Source organism: Borborobacter arsenicus, from assembly GCF_003934165.1.
Lineage (GTDB): Bacteria > Pseudomonadota > Alphaproteobacteria > Rhizobiales > Rhizobiaceae > Pseudaminobacter > Pseudaminobacter arsenicus.
The window spans coordinates 365,940-385,343 of the sequence record NZ_ML133508.1 but is presented as its reverse complement, the minus strand read 5'-3'; the positions used below and the strand labels follow the sequence as shown (position 1 = coordinate 385,343).

The window sequence follows — 19,404 nt, the reverse complement described above, 5'->3', positions numbered from 1 at the left end:
CATCGCCCCCGGCCGTATGGCCAGGTTTGATGCGAAGCCGCCAAGCTACCGCATCCGTTCGGCTTGCGGTGATACGCGCCGCACCTATTCCGAGTCCGGGTTCTCACGCCCGAATCAAAGCCTATATGGCGTCATGTTTTAGTCAATAACGCTTTGTATCGGCGCGCTACAAATTGATATATCGCACACTCATTTTGTGCGATTTGCATAAACTTGTTGACTTGATTGTGTGACTCGCATAATGATTGCGACATCCACCACATGAGGAGAGTCGCCATGTCGACGTTTCAGCAGCCCGCACTACCCGCCACCCGCCACCACGAGCCACGTCACCGCAGCCAGCATGACAAGGCGCAGACGCGCTATCTGGAGCAGCGCCGCCGCGCGCTGCTTGCAGAGCTTCGCCGCGTGAATGCGGAGCTGCGCCACCGCGAAAAGCCGGTGCGTGCGCATGAAGGCCGCGCGTATGAAGACGGCGCGTATGAAGAGGAGTGCGGGCTGTGAGTGGGGCCGTGAAGGGCGCACCTGCTTGCGCGGGGCGCAATGTGGCGCATGAACTGTCGCTGCCGTTCGAACTGATCGAAGGCGACGAACACCACGGCCCCTACATTGTCAATAATTATGGGGCGGACGTTTGCGACTTCTACGCCATGAGCAACCCGTCGTCGCCGTCGGTGCGTAATGGCGGCGATAGCAAGCCTGTGTGGTTCACCGATGCGGCAGCCAATGCGGCATTCATGCTGCGTGCGGCAAATTGCCATGAGGAGTTGCTGGCGGCGCTGAAAAGCGCGGAGGGCATCCTTTCTCGTGCTGGTTACGCGGAATGGCCGGGCTGGTCGCTTACAGAAATCCGCGCCGCCATCGCCAAGGCGGAGGGCCGCACCAATGCGTAACGCCCGCTTCTACACCGCCCTCGCCGTCTACACTGGCAGTATCCTGCTAGGCGGTGCCATGCTGGCCAAGGCCGACACCATAGAAACCGCCGCGCTCTACGCCGCGCAAGAATACGCTTGCGAGTGGCCCGATTACGACCGCAGCGAGGCTTTGCTGGCCTTGGCCGTAAAGGAAGGCATGCCGGAAGACATAGCCGTCGAGATTATCGCGGACTTGGCTTGGCAGATTGTTGAGACCAGCACGTCGGAGTGGCTGTGCGGGTCGGTTGTGGCGGAGGTAAGGTGATGTTCGTTATCTTTGATCTGGACGGCACGATAGCCAATATCAATCACCGCACGCACTTCGTCCGTGGCGGCGAGCGGGGTTGGGATTCGTTCTTTCGTGAATGCGTCAACGACCTGCCTGTGCCGCACGTCATAGAGACGCTTCACGCGCATCTGTCGGCAGGCCATAAGGTTCGCATCTGGTCGGCGCGCAGCGACGTTGTCCGCGCCAAGACGGAACAGTGGCTTGCCGAGAACGGCATAGATCCGTGTTTCCTGCAGCACATGCGCGCCAACGGCGACAGCACCCCGGACGTGGAACTTAAGCGCCATTGGCTCAATCAGGAATATGAGCGGCCCGACCTTGTTTATGACGACCGGCAGCGCGTCGTAGATATGTGGCGCGCAGAAGGCATACCGTGCTTTCAGGTTACCGCAAATTGGGAAGACGGCGGGCGCGTCATCCCGCCCGTTGACCTTGGCGCTGCACTTCTGACCCTTATGGTGGGGCCAAGCGGTGCCGGTAAGACGAATTATGCAAAGGGCCTGCCTGGATACATCTCAAGCGACGAACTCCGCGCCGAATACACCGGCTCGCAGCAAGACCAGTCGCGCAACGATGACGTGTTCACTGCGCTGCACCGCATAGCCAAGGCGAGGCTCGATAGCGGTCTGCCGGTTTGCGTTGATGCCACGAACTTGCGCCGTCGCGATAGACTGGCGTGCGTGGCGTTGGCACAGATAGGCGCTCGCATCTCCTACATCGTCATCGACCGACCGCTTGCCATGAAGAAAGCTACGGCGGGTTGGCGCGCTGACGTTATGGTCAAAGGCAAGCCGCTTGTCGAGTTTCACCACGAACGCTTCCAGTCAGCGCTGCGCGACATCCTGGCTGGCGATGGCCTGCCGAACGTCAATGTTGTGGACCTGCGTTCGTACGCGAGTGGTGGGTTCGTGGTCGGCGAGGAACAGTACACTGTGGGAGAAGCCGCATGACACATTTCCACATCTCCCACATCAACGACGTCCTGCCCTACGTGGAAGGTCGCAAGGACTTCGTTGTGGCCGATAAGGGTGACTACACCGTCATCGATTATGTGTTCGCAGGCGAAGACACATTCGAGCATCCGGCGCGAGTCGAATGCCGCGGAATCAAGTTTGCGCCAGACGGGGCCGTTCTGGCGCGCCCGCTGCACAAATTCATGAATATAGGCCAGACGCCCGACACGCAGCCCGACAAGATTGACTTCAGCCAGCCGCACACCATTACCGAAAAACTGGACGGATCCATGATCCATCCCGCTATCGTGAATGGCGAAGTCGTGTTTATGACGCGGATGGGCAGGACTGACGTTGCGATGAAGGCTGAGCGGCATTTGACGCCGCTTCTGTCTCACGGATTACAGGTAATGTGCCGCAATGCTGTTACGCCGATCTTCGAATGGACGGCACCGGACAACCGCATCGTCATACGCTATGAAGAGTCAGCATTAACCCTGCTGGCGGTGCGCGACAACACGACCGGCAAATATGTTGCGCCTGAACCATACGCCAGGCTTTTGGACTTGCCGGCCGTTCGCACGTTCGCCTCAACGCACACCAACGCCTCTGACTTCCTCGCCTATGCACGCGCGATTCAAGGAACAGAAGGCTTTGTCGTGCGCTTCGACAATGGACTATGGGTCAAGGCCAAGGGCGAAGATTACGTCCTGAAGCACAAAGCCAAAGATAGTATCTTGCAGGAGAAGAACATCCTGGCGCTGGTTCTAAGCGGCGGCCTTGACGACGTTCTGCCGCTACTCGACGAGCCAGACGCTAAGGCCGCGCGAGAGTATGCCGAAAACGTCGAGTGCGGTATTGCCGTGACCGCCAACTGGCTATGGGAGCGAGTCGCCAATACCGAAGATATGACGCAGAAGGACTTCGCTCTGAATGTCGTTCCTTCGCTGGAACCGGTTTTTCGCCCAGCAGCGTTTCAGGTCCGCAGCGGCCAAAATCCGAGCGAGGTCATTCGCGCACGCGTAGCGGCCAATACCAACAGCCAATCGCAAGTTGACGCCAACCGCGCTCTGCACGGCGCACGCTGGTCTATTTAACTACCACCACCACCACAAGGAGACACGTCATGCCAACCACCATTACGATCGATGGCTACAACCACGCTGTACTAACCGCAGACGAATTTATTGCGCAGGGCACCGCGCCCGGAGCCATCATGTCGATTGCGGAGCATCTTTCCGCAAGCGGACACGACCACGTACCGCAGCCGTTGCTAGCCGCAGAAGTGCGTAGCGTAGCGCGGGAAGTCGCTTACCGCACCGGCCAGTCGCTGCAGGTGCCAGGCTCTGCGGTTAACGCGCGCCAGTTCGCGAGCTACAAGCGGCGGCATGCTATGAAGGGGGCTAATGATAACCGGTCGGCTAAAGCGCACGGTAAGCCGCGCAATAGGAGGGCTGCGTGATGGACCACATAGAAGCCATAGACATGGCGGAGGCCGACGCGAATGCCGCAGACGCCCCGACTGTTGCCGCGCAACAGTGCGGGCTGGATGATGGCGAATTGAAGTGCGTAAACGCTCATGACCGCTGCTACGGCGGTGCGGGAGGACCTTGCCCATACTGTGAACGTGCCACCCTCGCCCCAGCCGACAATGGGCTGGTGGAGCGGTTGCTCCGAGAGTACGCCGACTTTGGACAACGCCCTCGCGGATACATAAATCCAGACGGGCCGGAAGCCGCCGATACCATCACAGCGCAAGCAGCCGAGAACGAACGGCTCAAGGCGCTGCTGGATAAGGCGGTGTGGCAGCCGATGGATACGGCTCCGAAGGATGGAACACCAGTCCTGCTGTGGGCTCCTGACTACCGGGAGTTTGCGTCGGTCGGAACATGGTGCGATCGTGTCGCCGCGTGGGACGCAGATGCGGGAATGATGGAAGAAGGCCCCGCTCTGTTTGACGACGCGTGCGACGGCCCCACCCACTGGATGCCTCTCCCTGCTGCTCCAACCGCAATCCAGGAGGCTCGCCAGTGATGCTCGGCTCACAGGAACATTACGACATCATAGACGCCTTTGAGCGCGACCATCGAACCTATCGCCTCGACAAAGAGCCGAAGGGTCTCTGGCCTAAAGGTCACGTCTACCAGAACAGCGAAACCAACAATCTATTCCTAGCCTACCGAGCCGGCTGCGCATTCGGGAAGGCCTACTATCGGGAGGCTCGCCATGCAGGTAACTGACAAGATGGTCGAGGCGTTGCTGCCGTGCCCGTTCTGCGGAGGAAAGGCCACACACCGGGCACATTGGAGCGATGACCATTGCGTCGAGTGCGATGTATGCGCCGGTCACACAACAGCCTTTAGCGGCGCATCGGAAGCCATAGAAGCTTGGAACCGCCGCGCAGCCCTCGCTCACCGCGAGGCAGAGGCGGTGGCTGTGAAGCCGCTGGAGTGGCGCAAGGGTTACTGCGACGACAAGGTGATTATCCATCAGGCGGGCGGCGGCTGGCTGTATCAAGGCCGCGTCCTCAATGGCGTTATTTGGCTGGATTGGCCCGATAAGCCAGCTACCGAGTTCGCCGATGAAGAAACCGCCAAAGCCGCCGCCCAAGCCGATTACGAACACCGCATCCGCTCCGCCCTGGTAGCCCCGCCCGCTCAAGAGCCTGTGGCTTGGAAGGACGCAACTGGCAAAGAGTTGCACAAGATCATCCTAGACTACCAGAAACAGGACATGATCGTCTCCGGTGGACGCCCGTGTGAGCGAGCTTTCAATTATAGCATCCCCCTTTACGCCGCCCCGCCTGCCGTGCCTTCGGGCATGGTGCTGGTGCCGGTCGAGCCGACCGCTGCCTGGGTCTCATGGACGGCAGAAATCCGCCAAGGCGAAAGCGAAACGCCTCGTTGCGAGCCACCGTCCGAGTTCGACAAGCAGGTAGCCCGCGAGTGGATTAAGCGCATCCTCCGAGCCGCCTCTTTTCTCACCGCCGCGCAGGAGGGCAGATGATGGACGGACTGGCTATATATCTGATCTTCATGATTTGCTTCTGCGTGCTCTCTCCGAAAAGTGTTGGACGCTGGGCTGCGGACGTTCACAAAGCCTATCGGACCCGCCGCGCAGCCCTCGGAGGCCAATCCGATGGCTGACACCGCCAGAGACGTGATAGCGCGGGCGCTGTTTGAGACGGCGCTGGAGTATCCCGGAATCGCCCCATGGGATCAGCAATATGAAGGCGTGAAAGAAGGCTGGCGCGAACGGGCCGACCGTCTTATCGCCGCCGGCTACCGCATCCTTCCCGGCGAACTGGACGGGGAGAGCCTGGAGGCTGCGGCGAAGGTTGCGGATAAGGCTGCCAAGAACTGCAATTGGACCGACGGCGTAATCGAGGCCAGGAACATCGCCGCCGCCACCCGCTCGCTGAAAGGAGGCCGCAATGCGTGAGCGTATTGTGTCAGCAGCCATCCAGTACCAAGGCGTAACCATCAGCCTGCCCCTGCCCGCACGGCATGCGCAAGTGCTTCACTGCGCAGAGCAGTTTTTGCCCGAGCAAGCGCTGCCGACAGTTTGCCAAGGCTTCCTGACCAGCGAAGGGCGCTTCGTCAATCGAGTGCAGGCAAGACAAATTGCTTTTGTCGCTGGTCAGGAGCCGAAAACGACAGGCAATGAACGTGACCTTTTCTCGGAGGATTTGTGGTGACGAGTGACCTTATCGCCAAGCTCGAAAAGCTCGACGGGCCGAGCCGGGAGGTGGATGCGGAGATCGCGACCTGTGTCGATCGGTATGTCACCCGACCAAACAAGGGCTGGCCAGACAAGATCGACTATGGTCGCTTGGAAGCGGATGGGCTCGTAACGTGGCCGGGTCACGGCTTCGACCAATTGGTTCCCGCCTATACCGCCCGCCTCGACGCCGCTCTCGCGCTGGTAGAGCGGGTGCTGCCGAGAATGTGGCGCTCAATCGAATGGGCCGGCACAAGCAAACCGCCAAGCGAATGGCCGGTCGTAGAATTCGGCATTGGAGATTTCAAAGGCAAGGCGCAGGCAAAAACGGCACCCATCGCCCTGCTCATCGCCCTTCTCAAGGCAAAGGAGGCGCAGGATGGCTAACCGGGCGCGAGCATCGCAACTGCCATGGCGTGACGGTGACGGTTATTCGTGGGGCGGTGAGGCGGTACTAACCATCGGCACGCGGTCGATAATGATTGGCGCCGGCAAAGAGTCCCTTGCTCTGGCCCAAGAGATCGCGCGTCGGTGGAACGCCGACTACAACGATACGCCCGCCGCTCTCACAGAGGGAGAGCAGAAGTGAAGGCGGATAATGATAACACCAATTTGGCAAGCCTGGAGCGCGTCTACACGCTAGAGGAAGCCGCCGAGGCAATGCGCATGACGACGCGCGGTGTTGCCAAAGTCGGGAAAAAACACGGTTGCTGCATGGTGGCAGGCAGGCGAATAACGTTCACGGCTAGCCAATTGGCAAGATTGCAGGAGGCACTGACATGGGACTCAAACTCCTCAAGCGCGGAAAGACGTATTACCTCCGCGGAACCGTCGCCGGACACCGCGTTTACGAGACTACTGGCACGGGCGACAAAGACCTCGCCGAAGCGATCCGCATCCGGAAAGAAGGCCGCCTAGCCAATGAGGCTGCGCACGGGCTCAAGGCAGTTGCCACATTCGACGAGGCTGCCGATTCATACACCGCAACTGGCGCACCAACGCGGTTCATTGCGGACGTCCGCAAAACGGACGGCGTTGCGTCCGGCTTGGCCGTCTACTTTCGAGGGCGGAAGCTATCTGACATAAAGCAAGCAGACCTGGATAAGGCCGCGCGGGAGCTTTACCCTTCGGCCAGCCGCGAGACACTTATACGGCAGGTCTATACGCCATTCATTGCCGTGTGGAATCACGCGGCGCGCAAGGAAATGTGCGACGTGCGCGTATGGGAGCGTCCACGCAAGGCTAAGGGCACCAATGTCATAGTGCTAAAAAGCGAACGTAGCGGAACCGCGCCGGTTGAGTACGACTACGCGGCGCGCTTCGTGGCCGCCCTGTCGCCGGATCCAGCTATGTTGATGACGTTCTTGTTCTACACCGGCCTTCGTCCGATCGAGGCATTCGCGCTACGCGCCGAGGACGTGTCGATAGACAAACGCTGGTTCGTTGTGCGCTCGTCCAAGACCGGACAGCCGCGCGGCGTACCGCTGCATAGTTTTCTGTGTGGGTGGCTGCCAGCCTTGGTTGATCGAGGCGGCGCATTATTCCGAACGCCGCGGGGTGAGCCGTATGGGATCGTGCAGGATGGCGGCGGTGGGCTGAAGACGGCAATCAAGGGAGCTCGGAAGCGGAGCGGGATTCGCGACATAAGCCCATACACGGCCCGCCACACCGTATCGACGCAGCTGGTCGTTGCTGGCGTGCACCCGCACATCAAAGACCAGATTCTTGGCCACGCCGCAGATGACATGAGCCGTCACTACACCAACGTGCCGCAAGCACCCTTGATTGAGGCGATAGACAAGCTGCCAGTGGGAGACTTTGCAAAGCTGCCGTGGGTTAGTTCGCCGGGCGATTGGTTCGGCAAGCTGGCTGAGGGGACTGGGAGGCGGACGGATTTGGAGAGGAATCGTGCAGGTAATAACTGAATCGGCATTCAATGAACGCATCCGAGATATGCTACTTGGCATTGACGACGGCATTGCAACGGCATGGCTTTCCGTGGGGAGCGTTACTGGTCCGGGGCGCAGCGGAGCCGTGGCAGCGGTTTACGCGAGTCACATTTTGCGTGTGCCGTTCATCCCCTACGGCTCGAAGGCTCCGACGCATCTGGGGCGATTGATGATAATCGACACCGCAATGGAGAGTGGGGCCACCATCAGGAAGGCCGTCAGAAGGTATAAAGACGCAAATCCGGTTTCGCTTGTCTGCTACCACGAGCCGCCCAGGGTTATGTTTTGGTACGAGTCCGGCAAGCCGCAGCGGTATCGGCATGAGAACGACAACGCCGATTCGCAGGCGAACGCAGCATGAACAAATCTGCACGCATTCTGCACGTTTGGGCGTGCAATTCGCTGTTTGTTCCGCGCACTTCATACAAGCGCATGAAGCCGCACCAAGCAGCGCAATTCCTAAGCCGTTGATTTCATTCTGAAAACTGGTGCTGCGAGGGAGGATTGAACTCCCGACCTCTCCCTTACCAAGGGAGTGCTCTACCACTGAGCTACCGCAGCTTCCGGATGCGGCGGACTTCTGCCATATCAATCCGGCAAGCGCAAGCTATGTATGTGCTTAATACGGAACGTATTCACACGGACATGGCACGGCCATAATCATTGTGTTTTTCCTGCAGGCAACTGGATCGAATGAGAGGCGGTTCGGGCATTCCAATGAGTTCGAAAAAAAAAGCCGATATTTCCGCGCAACAGGATGCGCGCAAGGCACGTCTGGCCGAGCAATTGCGGGCCAATCTGCAACGACGCAAGGTGCAGGCACGAGCCCGCAGGACAGGTGAAGCCGACGACCGGCCGGAGGGAATCGCGGCTGCGAAGGAAGAGGACCGCCGCTGATTCGCTGCGCGGCAAGCAGTGGCAAAGGCGCCGCAGCGCGCGGCAGTCAAATGGGCTGTCCCCAGAAATCCATTCCGATTTCCGGACTTATGCGCTAGACGGGCGGCAAAGATAGGCGACGAAGCCGGACAATCTCCGGAGAAAAGAATTTCATGGACCGCATCAGAATTGTCGGCGGCAATCATCTCGAGGGCCGCATCCCGATCTCCGGCGCGAAAAACGCCGCCCTGCCGCTGATGATCGCATCGCTTCTGACCGACGAGACGCTGACGCTCGAAAATGTTCCGCATCTGGCCGATGTGGAGCAGTTGACGCGCATCCTCGGCAATCACGGCGTCGACTATTCCGTCAACGGACGGCGCCCGAGCCAGCATGAGGGCTATTCGCGCACCATTAATTTCTCCGCCCGCAATATCGTCGATACCACGGCTCCCTATGAACTGGTGTCCAAGATGCGCGCCAGCTTCTGGGTGATCGGGCCGCTGCTCGCCCGCATGGGCGAGGCCAAGGTGTCGCTGCCTGGCGGCTGCGCTATCGGCACGCGCCCGGTAGATCTGTTCATCGAAGGCCTGCAGGCGCTGGGCGCCGAGATCGACGTCGATAGCGGTTATATATTGGCCAGCGCCAGGAACCGCCTCACCGGCAATCGCTATGTATTTCCGAAGGTTTCGGTCGGCGCGACCCATGTGCTGATGATGGCCGCAGCACTGGCCAGGGGCGAGACGGTGCTGGAAAACGCCGCGCGCGAGCCTGAAGTCGTCAACCTGGCCGAATGCCTTGTCGCCATGGGCGCCCGCATCGAAGGCGCGGGCACCTCGACCATCACCATAGAAGGAGTCGATTCGCTGTCGGGAGCCTGCCACAAGGTGATCCCGGACCGGATCGAAACCGGCACCTATGCCATGGCGGTTGCCATGACCGGCGGCGACGTCGTGCTGGAAGGTGCCCGGCCCGACCTGCTGCAAGGCGCGCTCGACGTGATCGCGCAGACGGGCGCGGAAATCATTCCGGTCAATTCCGGCATCCGCGTGCGGCGCAACGGCGCCGGCATCGCCCCCGTCGATGTGGTGACCGAGCCCTTCCCCGGCTTTCCGACCGATCTTCAGGCGCAATTCATGGGGCTGATGACCAAGGCGAGCGGCAAATCGAAGATCACCGAGACGATCTTCGAAAACCGCTTCATGCATGTGCAGGAACTCGCCCGTCTAGGGGCTCATATCACGCTTGCCGGCCAGACGGCGATCGTCGAGGGCGTGTCGAAACTGAAGGGCGCACAGGTGATGGCAACCGATCTGCGCGCCTCGGTATCGCTGGTCATTGCCGGGCTGGCAGCCGAGGGCGAAACCGTGGTCAACCGCGTCTACCATCTCGACCGCGGCTTCGAACGGCTGGAGGAAAAACTCTCCGGCTGCGGCGCACAGATCGAGCGGCTGGCGTCCTGACACCCGGTCGCTGCCGGAAACCCCTGGCGCTGTCGAGCGTTGCGGTTGCGTGCCGCGCCAAGAGCGCATAACACAGGATAAAACCTTGTGCAGGCGCTGACAACGACATGGACCAGCTAAAACTTGTCGCTCTCGACGAACAGGACCTGAAAATCGTCTCCGCGCATGTTCAGGACGCCGTGATGAAGATCGGCGACCTCGATTTTTCCGCGACTTCCAAGCGTTTCGTCATGTCGATGAACCGTTTTGCCTGGGAAAGCGAAACGGGCCTGTTGCGCCGCCACCACCAGCGCCGCAAAAGCGTTCTCGATTTCAACCGCGTGCTGGGTGTCAAAACCAGCGGGATCGATCGTGAAAAGCGCGAGGACGTGTTGTCCCTGCTGGCGATACGCTTTCATGAGCGCGAGGCACCCGCCGGCGCCATAGAACTGGTGTTTTCGGGCGGCGGCACCATCGCCCTGCAGGTCGAATGCATCGAGGCCCGGCTTGCCGATCTCGGCGGGGCCTGGGAGGCAACATCCCGCCCCGTTCACAAAGCCTGATTATTTCGAGTAGCACGCATAAATGGCCATCACGCTAAACCATTCCGACGCCGATTTTGAAGCACGCTTTGCCGCCTTCCTGACCACCAAGCGCGAAGCGTCGGCCGATGTCGATGCAGCCGTGCGAGATATCGTTGCCGAGGTGCGCGCCCGGGGCGATGCAGCCTTGATCGACTATACGGGCCGGTTCGACCGCGCCGATCTCGACATGCTCGGCATTGCGGTGTCGGCCGACGACATCGCCAAGGCCTATCGCGACGCTGATCCGGCGACCGTGGAGGCACTCAAATTCGCCCGCGACCGCATCCATGCCCATCACCAGCGCCAGCGCCCGCAGGACGATCGCTATGTCGATGCCGTCGGCGTCGAGCTTGGCTCGCGCTGGACGGCAATCGAAGCCGTGGGCCTTTATGTGCCGGGCGGCACCGCAAGCTATCCGAGCTCCGTGCTGATGAATGCGATCCCCGCGCTGGTTGCCGGTGTCGGGCGTATCGTCATGGTGGTTCCGGCCTCGGCCGGCATCATCAATCCGCTGGTGCTGGTGGCGGCGGATCTGGCCGGCATCTCCGAAATCTACCGGGTCGGCGGCGCACAGGCTGTGGCCGCCCTTGCCTATGGCACGCAAACGATCCGGCCAGTGGCCAAGATCGTCGGGCCGGGCAATGCCTATGTGGCGGCTGCCAAGCGGCAGGTGTTCGGCACGGTGGGCATCGACATGATCGCCGGTCCCTCGGAAGTTCTGGTCATTGCCGACGCCGATAACGATCCCGACTGGATTGCCGCCGATCTTCTGGCGCAGGCCGAACATGACGCTTCCGCGCAATCAATCCTGATCACCGACAGCGCAACCTTTGCGGCGGATGTGGAAAAGGCCGTGCAGCGCCAGTTGCAGACCCTGCCACGGGGAGAAACGGCTTCGGCAAGCTGGCGCGATTTCGGTGCGATGATCCTTGTGGATCACCTCGACGCCGCCGTTCCGCTGGCCAACCGCATTGCCGCCGAACATCTGGAACTGGCGGTCGCTGATCCGGAGGCGCTGCTTTCAGGCATAAGCAATGCCGGCTCGGTGTTCCTCGGTCGCCACACGCCGGAGGTCATCGGCGACTATGTCGGCGGGCCGAACCACGTGCTGCCGACGGCCCGCTCTGCACGGTTTTCATCCGGCCTGTCGGTGTTGGATTTCATGAAGCGCAGTTCGATCCTCAAGCTCGGGCCCGACCAGTTGCGGAAGCTGGGACCCGCAGCCATCGCCCTTGCCAAAGCGGAGGGCCTTGATGCGCATGCACGATCGATTGCCATACGATTAAATCTATAGAGCCGGGGAATGGACGACGTCACGCGCCAGCGTTCGAAACTGATCGATGTGGAGCTCGACGAGTCGATCGGCCGTTCGACGCCCGACATCGAGCATGAACGGGCGGTGGCGATCTTCGACCTGATCGAGGAAAACAGCTTCCAGCCCGTCAATGACGACGGCAACGGGCCCTATAAGCTGAAGCTGTCACTGGTCGACTCAAGGCTGGTCTTCGCCGTCTCGCGCGAGGATGGCACCGAGGTGGTGACCCACATATTGTCGCTGACGCCGTTTCGCCGCATCGTGAAAGACTATTTCATGATCTGCGAAAGCTATTACGAGGCAATCCGCACTTCCTCGCCGAGCCAGATCGAGGCCATCGACATGGGCCGCCGCGGCCTGCACAATGAAGGCTCGCAGACGCTGATGGACCGGCTGGCGGGCAAGCTGGACGTGGATTTCGACACGGCGCGGCGCATCTTCACGCTTGTCTGCGTATTGCACTGGCGGGGGTGACCCTGACGGACCGCAACTCCCCTCCCCGCTCGATACTGTTCATGTGCGGCATGAATTCGGTGCGCTCGCCAATGGCCGAACTGCTTGCCCGCAAGATACTGCCGGCCGCCACCTTCATTGCCTCCGCCGGCGTTCGCACCGGCGAGCGCGACCCCTTCGTCGATGTCGTGCTGGCCGAGGAAGGGCTCTCGCTTGCCGAGCGTTTGCCCAAGACCCTTGAGGAATTGGAGGACGACTATTTCGACCTCATCGTGACGCTGGCGCCCGAGGCGCATCACGCAGCCCTGGAACTGACGCGATCGATGGCGGTGGAAGTGGAATATTGGCCGACGGCCGACCCGACCACGGTGACCGGCACGCGCGAACAGATCCTGGCGGCCTATCGAGACGTGCGCGAAAGGTTGAAGGCACGGATCGACCAGAGGTTCGGACACAAGTCGGCGGATTAAGCATTTTGCAGCCACGCGGAATCAACTGGCGTCGCACAAATGCGGCAAAAACAAACGGATGGATGGGCAGCCCGGATTTATCAGGACGTCCGCCGCTCTAAGCGTGTTCACAAAGTGCGCATAATCATATAGGTTCCGCCCAAATTCCGGCCGCAGCGCCGAAATGCAATCCAGACCAAAGGTAAAGAATGCCGAAGGAAGAAGTCCTCGAGTTTCCGGGTACTGTCACGGAACTGCTCCCGAATGCGATGTTTCGGGTCAAGCTCGAAAATGAACATGAAATAGTGGCACATACGGCGGGGCGCATGCGCAAGAACCGCATTCGTGTGCTGACCGGTGACAAGGTGCTGGTCGAAATGACGCCCTATGACCTGACCAAGGGCCGCATCACCTATCGCTTCAAATAGCCGCCTTATAGATGAGCGCTTTCCAAAAGCTGGTGCTCGCCTCGGGCTCGCCGCGCCGCATCGAGCTTCTGCAGCAGGCGGGCATCGAGCCTGACCGCGTGCTGCCGACGGATGTCGATGAAACGCCGCTCAAGGCCGAGCATCCGCGCTCGCTCGCCAAAAGGCTGTCGAAAGCCAAGGCCGAAAAAGCCCTGGCCTCGCTGAAGTCTGAGCCCGATTTCACTAGCGCCTTCATCCTGGCTGCCGATACGGTGGTGGCGGTGGGCCGGCGCATATTGCCCAAGGCCGAACTGATCGACGAAGCCTCCAACTGCCTGCGGCTGCTCTCGGGCCGCTCGCATCGCGTCTATTCGGGCGTCTGCCTGATCACGGCCGACGGCAAGCTGCGCCAGCGGCTGGTGGAGACACGGGTACGGTTCAAGCGCCTGGGGCGCGAGGAACTGGAAAGCTACCTGGCCTCGGGTGAATGGCGGGGCAAGGCCGGCGGCTATGCCGTCCAGGGGCTTGCAGGCACATTCGTCGTCAAGCTGGTGGGCTCCTATACCAATGTCGTCGGCTTGCCGCTTCATGAAACCGTTGGGCTTCTGACGGCGGAAGGATTTCCGGTTCACTTCAAATGGCTGTCGGGACGACAGGCATGAGCGGGGAAGAGACAGACAAGGTCACGCCGCTGCGGCCCAAGCGCCCCTGCCCCGAATGCGGCCGGCCTTCTGCGCGCGAAACCTACCCTTTCTGCTCCACCCGCTGTAAGCAGGTCGATCTCAACCGTTGGCTTTCGGGAAGCTACGCCATCCCCGTGCGCGACGACGAGGAAGACGATGGCGAGGAGCCGTCGCAGTAATCTCGCGGCTCACCAAAACCGTCCGGTCTTTTTCTTTGTGACAATGCGCTGGATGCGCTGGACAGCCGCGAATCTCATGCTATAACCCACCCGCTTTCGTGGGTTGGCAAAGCCACGGCAGCGGCGGGATTTCACATCAAGCCGTGCTCTCGCGATAGGCCCAGATAGCTCAGTTGGTAGAGCAGCGGACTGAAAATCCGCGTGTCGGTGGTTCGAATCCGCCTCTGGGCACCATTTTTCTATTTATTCCTGTGAAATCTATAACATTGCCCGTGCGGGTTTCGTGATCTCCGCATTTGTCCCCTTTTGTTTTCCGTTAAACCTGCGCGGTACAAATGAACCGGGCGCTATTCCCGAACCCCTCCCCGTAAATCTGGATTCGGTAATAGGGACGGCTGCTCCCCACCGTTGCTGTCCTTCCAAAAAGCAAAAGGCTCGCGCATCTGCGAGAGGACATGCGGGCCGATTAATGGGGGCAGCATTGGCATGGTGCTGGGCGGCGCTATGCCGCAAGGCATTTGGAGCCACCCGCTAGCATATATCAGTTGAAACCTTGTTTTTCTGAAGGGTGAATCGGATGTTCTCAATCTCTCCAGGCATGGCTACCGCGGTGGTTCTATTGTTGCTGGCAGCTTTTCTAAGCGCTGGTGTGGTTTTTGGCTTCATACAGATTCTTCTCATTCTCGCACTTGCCGCCACGGCGGCTATGCATTTCGCGTTCTTAGCCGTTGCCTGGTCCAAAGACGGCGATTGACTGAAGCCGGCGGCGGGTACGTCGCCGATCCTGCCATCTTCTTACCGAAGGCCCCAGCACGTCACCTCGCCGCGAGTCCCTGGAGCCATGTGGCCAATCCGAGCCCTGAGGAGTGCCAGGGGAACCTCTGACAACGACGAGCCCAGCCTATTGCAGAATTCTGTTTGTCATCAGCCATTTCACCGAGCGGGGCCACGCATAGTTCGGGCCCATGCGAAGATCGGTAAAACCCTCCGAAACAGGTTTGCCGGTTTCAGCGTCAAGTATGCGGATGAACATGGTGTGCTCCGTTCTGTTGATACGGGTTACGACGCCTAGCAAGGCAAGAGCCGCGCCGTGGCCCTTGGCAATCTGGCCTTCGCAGCCGCCGCAGTTGCGCAGCCCGTGCGGCGCGCCCGGCTGCGCATCGCTCACCGGCACATTTATGACTGTAAAACGCCCCGACCGGGAGAGCATGTCCTTCGCAACTTGTGCGGACTCGGCCAGATAGCGCCTGTCGTGTTCATCCGGGGGAATTATTCCCGCCCCAGCGCTCTTGTCCTCCAATTCGAAAGGAAACACCTCGATCGACATCGGCTTTGTCTGCTGAGACTGCGCAAATGCGCAGGTGCCTAAAAGCAGAGACATCAGGACGGTCAATATGCGAACACGCATGGTAGTCCTCCCGTCAATTTGACGATCATTGTACACTGCCTGGGCACCGACATAAGCGCCTCTCCGGTCGACGGCCTCCCCACTCCTCGCGTCGGCGAACCATCTCGGCGATCCAGATCGATGCGCTTGGGGTCGTCGCACGCAGCGAGTTTCCGCATGATGTCCCTGATCGGCGTGCCCGGCGACATGCCGCTCCTCCTCCCACAGGTTCCTCGCAAGAACTGTTACGTCGCATAGGTCACGGGCCAAAATCTGTCGCATTTTGCAGGGACGCTCAGCCTAACCGAAGCCCGGAAGGCTACGAACAACAAGAGGAACTGGGACGCGAGCGCCGACGATTGAAATCGACGTGCTCCTGATAGGCTGACATATTTACAGTGAACGGACGGCATCATGGATGAACGATGGCCCGATATCCCCTATCCGTCGTGGCGAGACACTTGCACTGCGCTCCATCTCTATGTCCAGATCGTGGGTAAATATCGGCTGGCCAGGACGCCATGGATCAATCATGCATGGCAGGCTACTTTTTATCCGAATGCCCGCGGCTTTACGACCGGACTTGTTCCTGACGGTGCTGGCGGGATCGAGTTAGGTTTTGACCTTATCGGCCACCAGCTTGTCGGCACGTCCACCGATGGACGGACTGCATATCTGCCGCTTGGGCCAATGTCGGTTGCCTCATTTCACTCCAGCTTCCTCCAACTGATATGCGATCTTGGTGGAACGCCCAAATTGCATGGCCGACCGAACGAAGTTCCCGAACCGATCCGATTTAGCGAGGACATGGTCGAAAGGCCCTATGACGCCGACGCGGTCAGCCGCTTCTTCGGAGCTTTCGTGTCGGCGTCGCTGGCGCTCCAAAAATTCCGAACTTCTTTTCTCGGCAAGGTAAGCCCGGTTCATTTCTTCTGGGGAAGTTTTGATCTTGCCGTGACGCGATTTTCAAGCCGGCCAGCGCCGCTTCATCCCGGAGGCATTCCGGCATTGCCCGATGAGATTACCCGCGAGGCTTACAGCCACGAGGTCTCGTCTGCCGGATTCTGGCCCGGCGGCGGGGGTGTCGATTTCCCTGCATTCTATTCCTATGCGTATCCAAGTCCCGCAGGCTATGCGGACGCGCAGATAGAACCGAGGGAGGCCTATTTCGACGAGACGCTGGGCGAGTTCTTGCTGCCCTACGATAAGGTAAGGCAAGCGCCCGATCCCGAAGCAGCGCTGATGGCGTTCCTGGAGAGCACATACCGTGCTGCCGCCGATCTCGCGGCATGGGACGTCAAATCTCTGGAGTGTGCCACCGGTGAACCCAGACGGCCCCGTCGATTGGGTTAGCCACTGCCGACAGAAAAACCCAAAAGCGGACAGCAAGAGGGAAACAAGGTCGAAATCCCGGCTTCAAAGCGAAAGGAACGCGCAATGTCGAAGAACACGATCTGCCTCTGGTACGACAAGGATGCCGAGGCCGCCGCCCGCTTCTACGCCAAAACCTTTTCCGACAGCGAGGTGCACGCCGTGCATCGTGCACCAAGCGACTACCCGTCCGGCAAGGAGGGCGATGTGCTCACGGTCGAATTCACGGTTTTCGGTGTCCCCTGTCTCGGCCTCAATGGCGGGCCGGCGTTCAAGCATAACGAAGCCTTCTCGTTCCAGATCGCCACCGACGATCAGGAGGAGACCGATCGCTACTGGAATGCGATCGTCGGCAATGGCGGCCAGGAGAGCGCCTGCGGCTGGTGCAAGGACAGATGGGGCATTTCCTGGCAGATCACCCCGCGCGTACTGACTGACGCCTTGGCGGTTGGCGGCGATGAGGCAAAGCGCGCGTTTGAAGCCATGATGGATATGAAGAAAATCGACGTCGCCGTAATCGAAGCGGCGCGGCGCGGCTGATGGCGTTCAAAGAAGCGATATCCGAGGCGGACCAACTGCTCAGGGAACAGATAGAGCCTCAGTTCAGAAAAATCGCCATCGCTCAGCGCAGAGCAGCTTTTGAGAGGCGTTCATCCGCGCTTTCCCTGGGTTTGGCGCTGAATCCACCGGCGCGCCGGGGGCGGCTGCGCGTGGTGGACTTTCCGCGCGGCTGACCGACCAGCCGGCTTGGAAGGACACGCGGCCTGGCTCAACCGTCGAGCTCATCGGCGGCCGCAACAACTTCGGACACGATTGCCCGCACGTCATCGCCAGTCGTCCGGTGATTGACGAAACAGGCGCGCAGTGCGAATTGGCCGTGGATCGTCGCATTGGAGAGAAACACATGCCCGCGCGCGATCACACGCTTCAATAGAGCGTGATTGTCCCTCGCCCGGTGGCGGAAGCACACGGCGCTGAGCGAAACCGGCGCAAGCAGCTCCAGATCGGGATGCGCGCTGACCATGTCGGCCAGCAACCTTGCGTGGCGCAAGTCCCGGACTATTGCCTCGCGAAAGGCCATGCGCCCGTGATACTGCAGCGATAGCCAAAGCTTAAGCGCCCGAAAACGTCGCGAAAGTTCGACCGACTCTTCGAAAAAGGCAAATGCCTCTGTGGGCTCGTCGCTCAAAATCCGGACGTAATCGTCGGTATGCGAAAAGGTCGCGCGCGCAACCTGCGGATCGCGATACAGAAGACAGCCGCAATCGATCGGCTGATAGAGCCATTTATGCGGGTCGACCGACAGGGAGTTGGCATGTGCCAATCCGCTGAGCTTCTGCGGCTCCGCCAGTGCAGCCAAGCCACCATAGGAGCCGTCGACATGCAGCCACAGCCCCTCGTTTCTCGCGGTATCGGCAATGGCGCCAAGCGGGTCGATCGCACCGGACACGACGGTGCCGGCCGTCGCGACGATGGCAATGGGCGTGTTTCCGGCCTGGCGATCGGCGCTGATGGCTGCCTGTAGCGCATCCGGCCGCAGCCGGAACGCATTGTCGACAGGCAGCAGGCGAAGGTTCTGCCTGCCTATGCCCAGCAGGGCCACGGCCTTCGGAACAGACATATGTACCTGTTCGGACGCATAGACGACACAGCGACTGGCCCCAGTTTCATTCGCCGGCAATTTCGCTTCGCGCGCCATCGCCAGCCCCATCAGGTTCGCGGTTGATCCACCCCCGCAGAGACTGCCGGTGAAGCCTCGGCAGCCGACTGCTTCCGCCAGCCATCCGACAACGGCCCGTTCGATCGTTGTAGCAGCCGGCGCCGACCGCCATGCCCCCACATTCTGGTTGAGCACAGACGCAAGCAGATCGCCCAGCGCTCCTATCGGCTCCCCCGATCCGGCGACATAGCCGAAGAATCTGCCGGTGGAAGGGCGGGCGTGCTCCGTAATCAGCTTGAAGTCCTGCAGGACGCTTCCGCCAAGCCCCTCCTCCGCCCATGGACGCGAGAAAAGCGCGGCCGTCTGCTCACCGCTGGTTGTCGGATAGGAAGGACGGTGGTCTAGAGACGCCCAGTAGGCCTTGGCGAGGTCAATTGCTTCATCCGCCAGCTGCGACAATTCCTGATTGGAGATTTCCAGTTCCATCAACCTGCGCTCACCTGGAGAGATTTCCGATAATCAATTGGCCGGCGCTGTTGGGCGTCCGAACCGCGTCGCGACCTTACTCCCGACGACAACCCGCGCGCTATGTCAAACGTAAGCGGACTATCACAAGCTGCGTATTCCGCTTTTGCTGGCCTCCATGTCATTGCTGGAGAAAATGCTTTCAAAGGGACCGCAGCTCTCTGGCGCTCCCATGTTTGGAGGATAGACATTGTTCGGCTTGAACATATTTGTTTCAAAGAGGGGTTGTCTCCGTCGGCCGCACCTGT

The 19,404-nt window shown here is 60.3% G+C and carries 28 protein-coding genes and 2 tRNA genes; 27 read left to right on the top strand and 3 right to left on the bottom strand.

The window, feature by feature from the left end; genetic code table 11:
• Positions 1–276: 276 nt before the first annotated feature.
• The 13 genes from EET67_RS01865 (at position 277) to EET67_RS01805 (ending at position 8,186) form a co-directional block, all read left to right on the top strand.
• Positions 277–504 carry a hypothetical protein gene (locus EET67_RS01865; RefSeq protein WP_128624492.1) on the top strand — a complete coding sequence of 76 codons (228 nt, stop codon included), beginning with the start codon at positions 277–279 and terminating at the stop codon, positions 502–504.
• Positions 501–893: a hypothetical protein gene (locus EET67_RS01860; protein ID WP_128624491.1), complete on the top strand. Its 393-nt coding sequence runs from the start codon at positions 501–503 to the stop codon at positions 891–893. The genes EET67_RS01865 and EET67_RS01860 overlap by 4 nt, the downstream gene beginning before the upstream one ends.
• Positions 886–1,179 (top strand): hypothetical protein, encoded by a 294-nt coding sequence (locus EET67_RS01855; protein WP_128624490.1) that lies wholly within the window; start codon positions 886–888, stop codon positions 1,177–1,179. The genes EET67_RS01860 and EET67_RS01855 overlap by 8 nt, the downstream gene beginning before the upstream one ends.
• On the top strand, positions 1,179–2,153 hold the full coding sequence (locus EET67_RS01850; RefSeq protein ID WP_128624489.1) for a phosphatase domain-containing protein: 975 nt from the start codon (positions 1,179–1,181) through the stop codon (positions 2,151–2,153). Before EET67_RS01855 ends, EET67_RS01850 begins: the two co-directional genes overlap by 1 nt.
• On the top strand, positions 2,150–3,253 hold the full coding sequence (locus tag EET67_RS01845; protein ID WP_128624488.1) for an RNA ligase: 1,104 nt from the start codon (positions 2,150–2,152) through the stop codon (positions 3,251–3,253). The genes EET67_RS01850 and EET67_RS01845 overlap by 4 nt, the downstream gene beginning before the upstream one ends.
• A 29-nt stretch (positions 3,254–3,282) precedes the next feature.
• Complete coding sequence (locus EET67_RS01840; protein WP_128624487.1) at positions 3,283–3,618, top strand: hypothetical protein; 336 nt, start codon at positions 3,283–3,285, stop codon at positions 3,616–3,618.
• Entirely contained in the window at positions 3,618–4,190 is a 573-nt protein-coding gene (locus tag EET67_RS01835) for a DUF551 domain-containing protein (protein WP_165899753.1), read from the top strand. Before EET67_RS01840 ends, EET67_RS01835 begins: the two co-directional genes overlap by 1 nt.
• A gap of 192 nt (positions 4,191–4,382) precedes the next feature.
• Positions 4,383–5,162, top strand: a complete 780-nt coding sequence (locus EET67_RS01830) for a Lar family restriction alleviation protein (RefSeq protein WP_128624485.1) — start codon at positions 4,383–4,385, stop codon at positions 5,160–5,162.
• A gap of 132 nt (positions 5,163–5,294) precedes the next feature.
• A complete protein-coding gene (locus EET67_RS01825) occupies positions 5,295–5,597 on the top strand; it encodes a hypothetical protein (protein ID WP_128624484.1) in 303 nt (100 codons plus the stop codon).
• A complete protein-coding gene (locus EET67_RS01820; protein ID WP_128624483.1) occupies positions 5,590–5,853 on the top strand; it encodes a Y16D family protein in 264 nt (87 codons plus the stop codon). Before EET67_RS01825 ends, EET67_RS01820 begins: the two co-directional genes overlap by 8 nt.
• Entirely contained in the window at positions 5,850–6,263 is a 414-nt protein-coding gene (locus tag EET67_RS01815; RefSeq protein ID WP_128624482.1) for a hypothetical protein, read from the top strand. The genes EET67_RS01820 and EET67_RS01815 overlap by 4 nt, the downstream gene beginning before the upstream one ends.
• A gap of 392 nt (positions 6,264–6,655) precedes the next feature.
• Positions 6,656–7,801 (top strand): tyrosine-type recombinase/integrase, encoded by a 1,146-nt coding sequence (locus tag EET67_RS01810; protein ID WP_128624481.1) that lies wholly within the window; start codon positions 6,656–6,658, stop codon positions 7,799–7,801.
• Positions 7,785–8,186 carry a hypothetical protein gene (locus EET67_RS01805; RefSeq protein WP_128624480.1) on the top strand — a complete coding sequence of 134 codons (402 nt, stop codon included), beginning with the start codon at positions 7,785–7,787 and terminating at the stop codon, positions 8,184–8,186. Before EET67_RS01810 ends, EET67_RS01805 begins: the two co-directional genes overlap by 17 nt.
• 125 nt (positions 8,187–8,311) lie before the next feature.
• On the opposite strand, the gene EET67_RS01800 is transcribed toward EET67_RS01805, so the two are convergent.
• Positions 8,312–8,386, bottom strand: a tRNA-Thr gene (locus EET67_RS01800).
• Positions 8,387–8,542: 156 nt separating this feature from the next.
• Between EET67_RS01800 and EET67_RS01795 the strand changes: the two genes are divergently transcribed.
• From EET67_RS01795 to EET67_RS25495, 11 genes are all read left to right on the top strand, one after another.
• The gene (locus EET67_RS01795; RefSeq protein ID WP_128624479.1) at positions 8,543–8,722 is read left to right on the top strand and encodes a hypothetical protein; all 180 of its coding nucleotides are present in this window, start codon (positions 8,543–8,545) and stop codon (positions 8,720–8,722) included.
• Between the two features lie 152 nt (positions 8,723–8,874).
• The gene (gene murA, locus EET67_RS01790) at positions 8,875–10,164 is read left to right on the top strand and encodes a UDP-N-acetylglucosamine 1-carboxyvinyltransferase (protein ID WP_128624478.1); all 1,290 of its coding nucleotides are present in this window, start codon (positions 8,875–8,877) and stop codon (positions 10,162–10,164) included.
• Between the two features lie 107 nt (positions 10,165–10,271).
• Positions 10,272–10,706 carry a DUF2948 family protein gene (locus EET67_RS01785; protein ID WP_128624477.1) on the top strand — a complete coding sequence of 145 codons (435 nt, stop codon included), beginning with the start codon at positions 10,272–10,274 and terminating at the stop codon, positions 10,704–10,706.
• A 22-nt stretch (positions 10,707–10,728) separates the two neighbouring features.
• On the top strand, positions 10,729–12,021 hold the full coding sequence (gene hisD / locus EET67_RS01780) for a histidinol dehydrogenase (RefSeq protein ID WP_128624476.1): 1,293 nt from the start codon (positions 10,729–10,731) through the stop codon (positions 12,019–12,021).
• Positions 12,022–12,030: 9 nt separating this feature from the next.
• Complete coding sequence (locus EET67_RS01775; RefSeq protein WP_128624475.1) at positions 12,031–12,516, top strand: UPF0262 family protein; 486 nt, start codon at positions 12,031–12,033, stop codon at positions 12,514–12,516.
• A 41-nt stretch (positions 12,517–12,557) separates the two neighbouring features.
• Positions 12,558–12,965 (top strand): arsenate-mycothiol transferase ArsC, encoded by a 408-nt coding sequence (locus tag EET67_RS01770; RefSeq protein ID WP_165899771.1) that lies wholly within the window; start codon positions 12,558–12,560, stop codon positions 12,963–12,965.
• A 188-nt stretch (positions 12,966–13,153) separates the two neighbouring features.
• On the top strand, positions 13,154–13,372 hold the full coding sequence (infA, locus tag EET67_RS01765) for a translation initiation factor IF-1 (protein ID WP_128624473.1): 219 nt from the start codon (positions 13,154–13,156) through the stop codon (positions 13,370–13,372).
• 11 nt (positions 13,373–13,383) lie between these two features.
• Positions 13,384–14,013, top strand: coding sequence for a Maf-like protein (locus tag EET67_RS01760; RefSeq protein ID WP_128624472.1), 630 nt, complete (start codon positions 13,384–13,386; stop codon positions 14,011–14,013).
• A complete protein-coding gene (gene yacG, locus EET67_RS01755) occupies positions 14,010–14,213 on the top strand; it encodes a DNA gyrase inhibitor YacG (RefSeq protein WP_128624471.1) in 204 nt (67 codons plus the stop codon). Before EET67_RS01760 ends, yacG begins: the two co-directional genes overlap by 4 nt.
• Positions 14,214–14,371: 158 nt before the next feature.
• Positions 14,372–14,447: transfer RNA gene (locus tag EET67_RS01750), tRNA-Phe, on the top strand.
• A gap of 343 nt (positions 14,448–14,790) precedes the next feature.
• Positions 14,791–14,967 carry a hypothetical protein gene (locus EET67_RS25495; RefSeq protein WP_165899752.1) on the top strand — a complete coding sequence of 59 codons (177 nt, stop codon included), beginning with the start codon at positions 14,791–14,793 and terminating at the stop codon, positions 14,965–14,967.
• Between the two features lie 147 nt (positions 14,968–15,114).
• Here the strand turns inward: EET67_RS25495 and EET67_RS01745 are convergent, their stop codons facing one another.
• Positions 15,115–15,540 (bottom strand): DUF2380 domain-containing protein, encoded by a 426-nt coding sequence (locus EET67_RS01745; protein ID WP_165899751.1) that lies wholly within the window; start codon positions 15,538–15,540, stop codon positions 15,115–15,117.
• Between the two features lie 474 nt (positions 15,541–16,014).
• Between EET67_RS01745 and EET67_RS01740 the strand changes: the two genes are divergently transcribed.
• The 3 genes from EET67_RS01740 to EET67_RS01730 all read left to right on the top strand — a co-directional run bounded on the left by EET67_RS01740 (position 16,015) and on the right by EET67_RS01730 (position 17,705).
• Positions 16,015–16,953 (top strand): DUF5996 family protein, encoded by a 939-nt coding sequence (locus tag EET67_RS01740; protein WP_128624470.1) that lies wholly within the window; start codon positions 16,015–16,017, stop codon positions 16,951–16,953.
• 84 nt (positions 16,954–17,037) lie between these two features.
• On the top strand, positions 17,038–17,511 hold the full coding sequence (locus EET67_RS01735) for a VOC family protein (RefSeq protein WP_128624469.1): 474 nt from the start codon (positions 17,038–17,040) through the stop codon (positions 17,509–17,511).
• Complete coding sequence (locus EET67_RS01730) at positions 17,511–17,705, top strand: hypothetical protein (RefSeq protein ID WP_128624468.1); 195 nt, start codon at positions 17,511–17,513, stop codon at positions 17,703–17,705. The genes EET67_RS01735 and EET67_RS01730 overlap by 1 nt, the downstream gene beginning before the upstream one ends.
• Before the next feature lie 35 nt (positions 17,706–17,740).
• Here EET67_RS01730 and EET67_RS01725 read toward each other — a convergent pair whose 3' ends face one another.
• Positions 17,741–19,117, bottom strand: a complete 1,377-nt coding sequence (locus tag EET67_RS01725) for a pyridoxal phosphate-dependent decarboxylase family protein (protein ID WP_245450656.1) — start codon at positions 19,115–19,117, stop codon at positions 17,741–17,743.
• Between the last annotated feature and the right edge of the window lie 287 nt (positions 19,118–19,404).

What these genes read in the sequence shown, in the direction of transcription:
- EET67_RS01865 (WP_128624492.1), top strand. Translation starts at nt 277, where the DNA reads ATGTCGACGTTTCAGCAGCCCGCACTACCCGCCACCCGCCACCACGAG.
- EET67_RS01855 (WP_128624490.1), top strand. Translation starts at nt 886, where the DNA reads ATGCGTAACGCCCGCTTCTACACCGCCCTCGCCGTCTACACTGGCAGT.
- EET67_RS01850 (WP_128624489.1), top strand. Translation starts at nt 1,179, where the DNA reads ATGTTCGTTATCTTTGATCTGGACGGCACGATAGCCAATATCAATCAC.
- EET67_RS01845 (WP_128624488.1), top strand. Translation starts at nt 2,150, where the DNA reads ATGACACATTTCCACATCTCCCACATCAACGACGTCCTGCCCTACGTG.
- EET67_RS01840 (WP_128624487.1), top strand. Translation starts at nt 3,283, where the DNA reads ATGCCAACCACCATTACGATCGATGGCTACAACCACGCTGTACTAACC.
- EET67_RS01835 (WP_165899753.1), top strand. Translation starts at nt 3,618, where the DNA reads ATGGACCACATAGAAGCCATAGACATGGCGGAGGCCGACGCGAATGCC.
- EET67_RS01830 (WP_128624485.1), top strand. Translation starts at nt 4,383, where the DNA reads ATGCAGGTAACTGACAAGATGGTCGAGGCGTTGCTGCCGTGCCCGTTC.
- EET67_RS01825 (WP_128624484.1), top strand. Translation starts at nt 5,295, where the DNA reads ATGGCTGACACCGCCAGAGACGTGATAGCGCGGGCGCTGTTTGAGACG.
- EET67_RS01820 (WP_128624483.1), top strand. Translation starts at nt 5,590, where the DNA reads ATGCGTGAGCGTATTGTGTCAGCAGCCATCCAGTACCAAGGCGTAACC.
- EET67_RS01810 (WP_128624481.1), top strand. Translation starts at nt 6,656, where the DNA reads ATGGGACTCAAACTCCTCAAGCGCGGAAAGACGTATTACCTCCGCGGA.
- EET67_RS01795 (WP_128624479.1), top strand. Translation starts at nt 8,543, where the DNA reads ATGAGTTCGAAAAAAAAAGCCGATATTTCCGCGCAACAGGATGCGCGC.
- murA (WP_128624478.1), top strand. Translation starts at nt 8,875, where the DNA reads ATGGACCGCATCAGAATTGTCGGCGGCAATCATCTCGAGGGCCGCATC.
- EET67_RS01785 (WP_128624477.1), top strand. Translation starts at nt 10,272, where the DNA reads ATGGACCAGCTAAAACTTGTCGCTCTCGACGAACAGGACCTGAAAATC.
- hisD (WP_128624476.1), top strand. Translation starts at nt 10,729, where the DNA reads ATGGCCATCACGCTAAACCATTCCGACGCCGATTTTGAAGCACGCTTT.
- EET67_RS01775 (WP_128624475.1), top strand. Translation starts at nt 12,031, where the DNA reads ATGGACGACGTCACGCGCCAGCGTTCGAAACTGATCGATGTGGAGCTC.
- EET67_RS01770 (WP_165899771.1), top strand. Translation starts at nt 12,558, where the DNA reads ATGTGCGGCATGAATTCGGTGCGCTCGCCAATGGCCGAACTGCTTGCC.
- infA (WP_128624473.1), top strand. Translation starts at nt 13,154, where the DNA reads ATGCCGAAGGAAGAAGTCCTCGAGTTTCCGGGTACTGTCACGGAACTG.
- EET67_RS01760 (WP_128624472.1), top strand. Translation starts at nt 13,384, where the DNA reads ATGAGCGCTTTCCAAAAGCTGGTGCTCGCCTCGGGCTCGCCGCGCCGC.
- yacG (WP_128624471.1), top strand. Translation starts at nt 14,010, where the DNA reads ATGAGCGGGGAAGAGACAGACAAGGTCACGCCGCTGCGGCCCAAGCGC.
- EET67_RS25495 (WP_165899752.1), top strand. Translation starts at nt 14,791, where the DNA reads ATGTTCTCAATCTCTCCAGGCATGGCTACCGCGGTGGTTCTATTGTTG.
- EET67_RS01745 (WP_165899751.1), bottom strand. Translation starts at nt 15,540, where the DNA reads ATGTCGATCGAGGTGTTTCCTTTCGAATTGGAGGACAAGAGCGCTGGG.
- EET67_RS01740 (WP_128624470.1), top strand. Translation starts at nt 16,015, where the DNA reads ATGGATGAACGATGGCCCGATATCCCCTATCCGTCGTGGCGAGACACT.
- EET67_RS01735 (WP_128624469.1), top strand. Translation starts at nt 17,038, where the DNA reads ATGTCGAAGAACACGATCTGCCTCTGGTACGACAAGGATGCCGAGGCC.
- EET67_RS01730 (WP_128624468.1), top strand. Translation starts at nt 17,511, where the DNA reads ATGGCGTTCAAAGAAGCGATATCCGAGGCGGACCAACTGCTCAGGGAA.
- EET67_RS01725 (WP_245450656.1), bottom strand. Translation starts at nt 19,117, where the DNA reads ATGGAACTGGAAATCTCCAATCAGGAATTGTCGCAGCTGGCGGATGAA.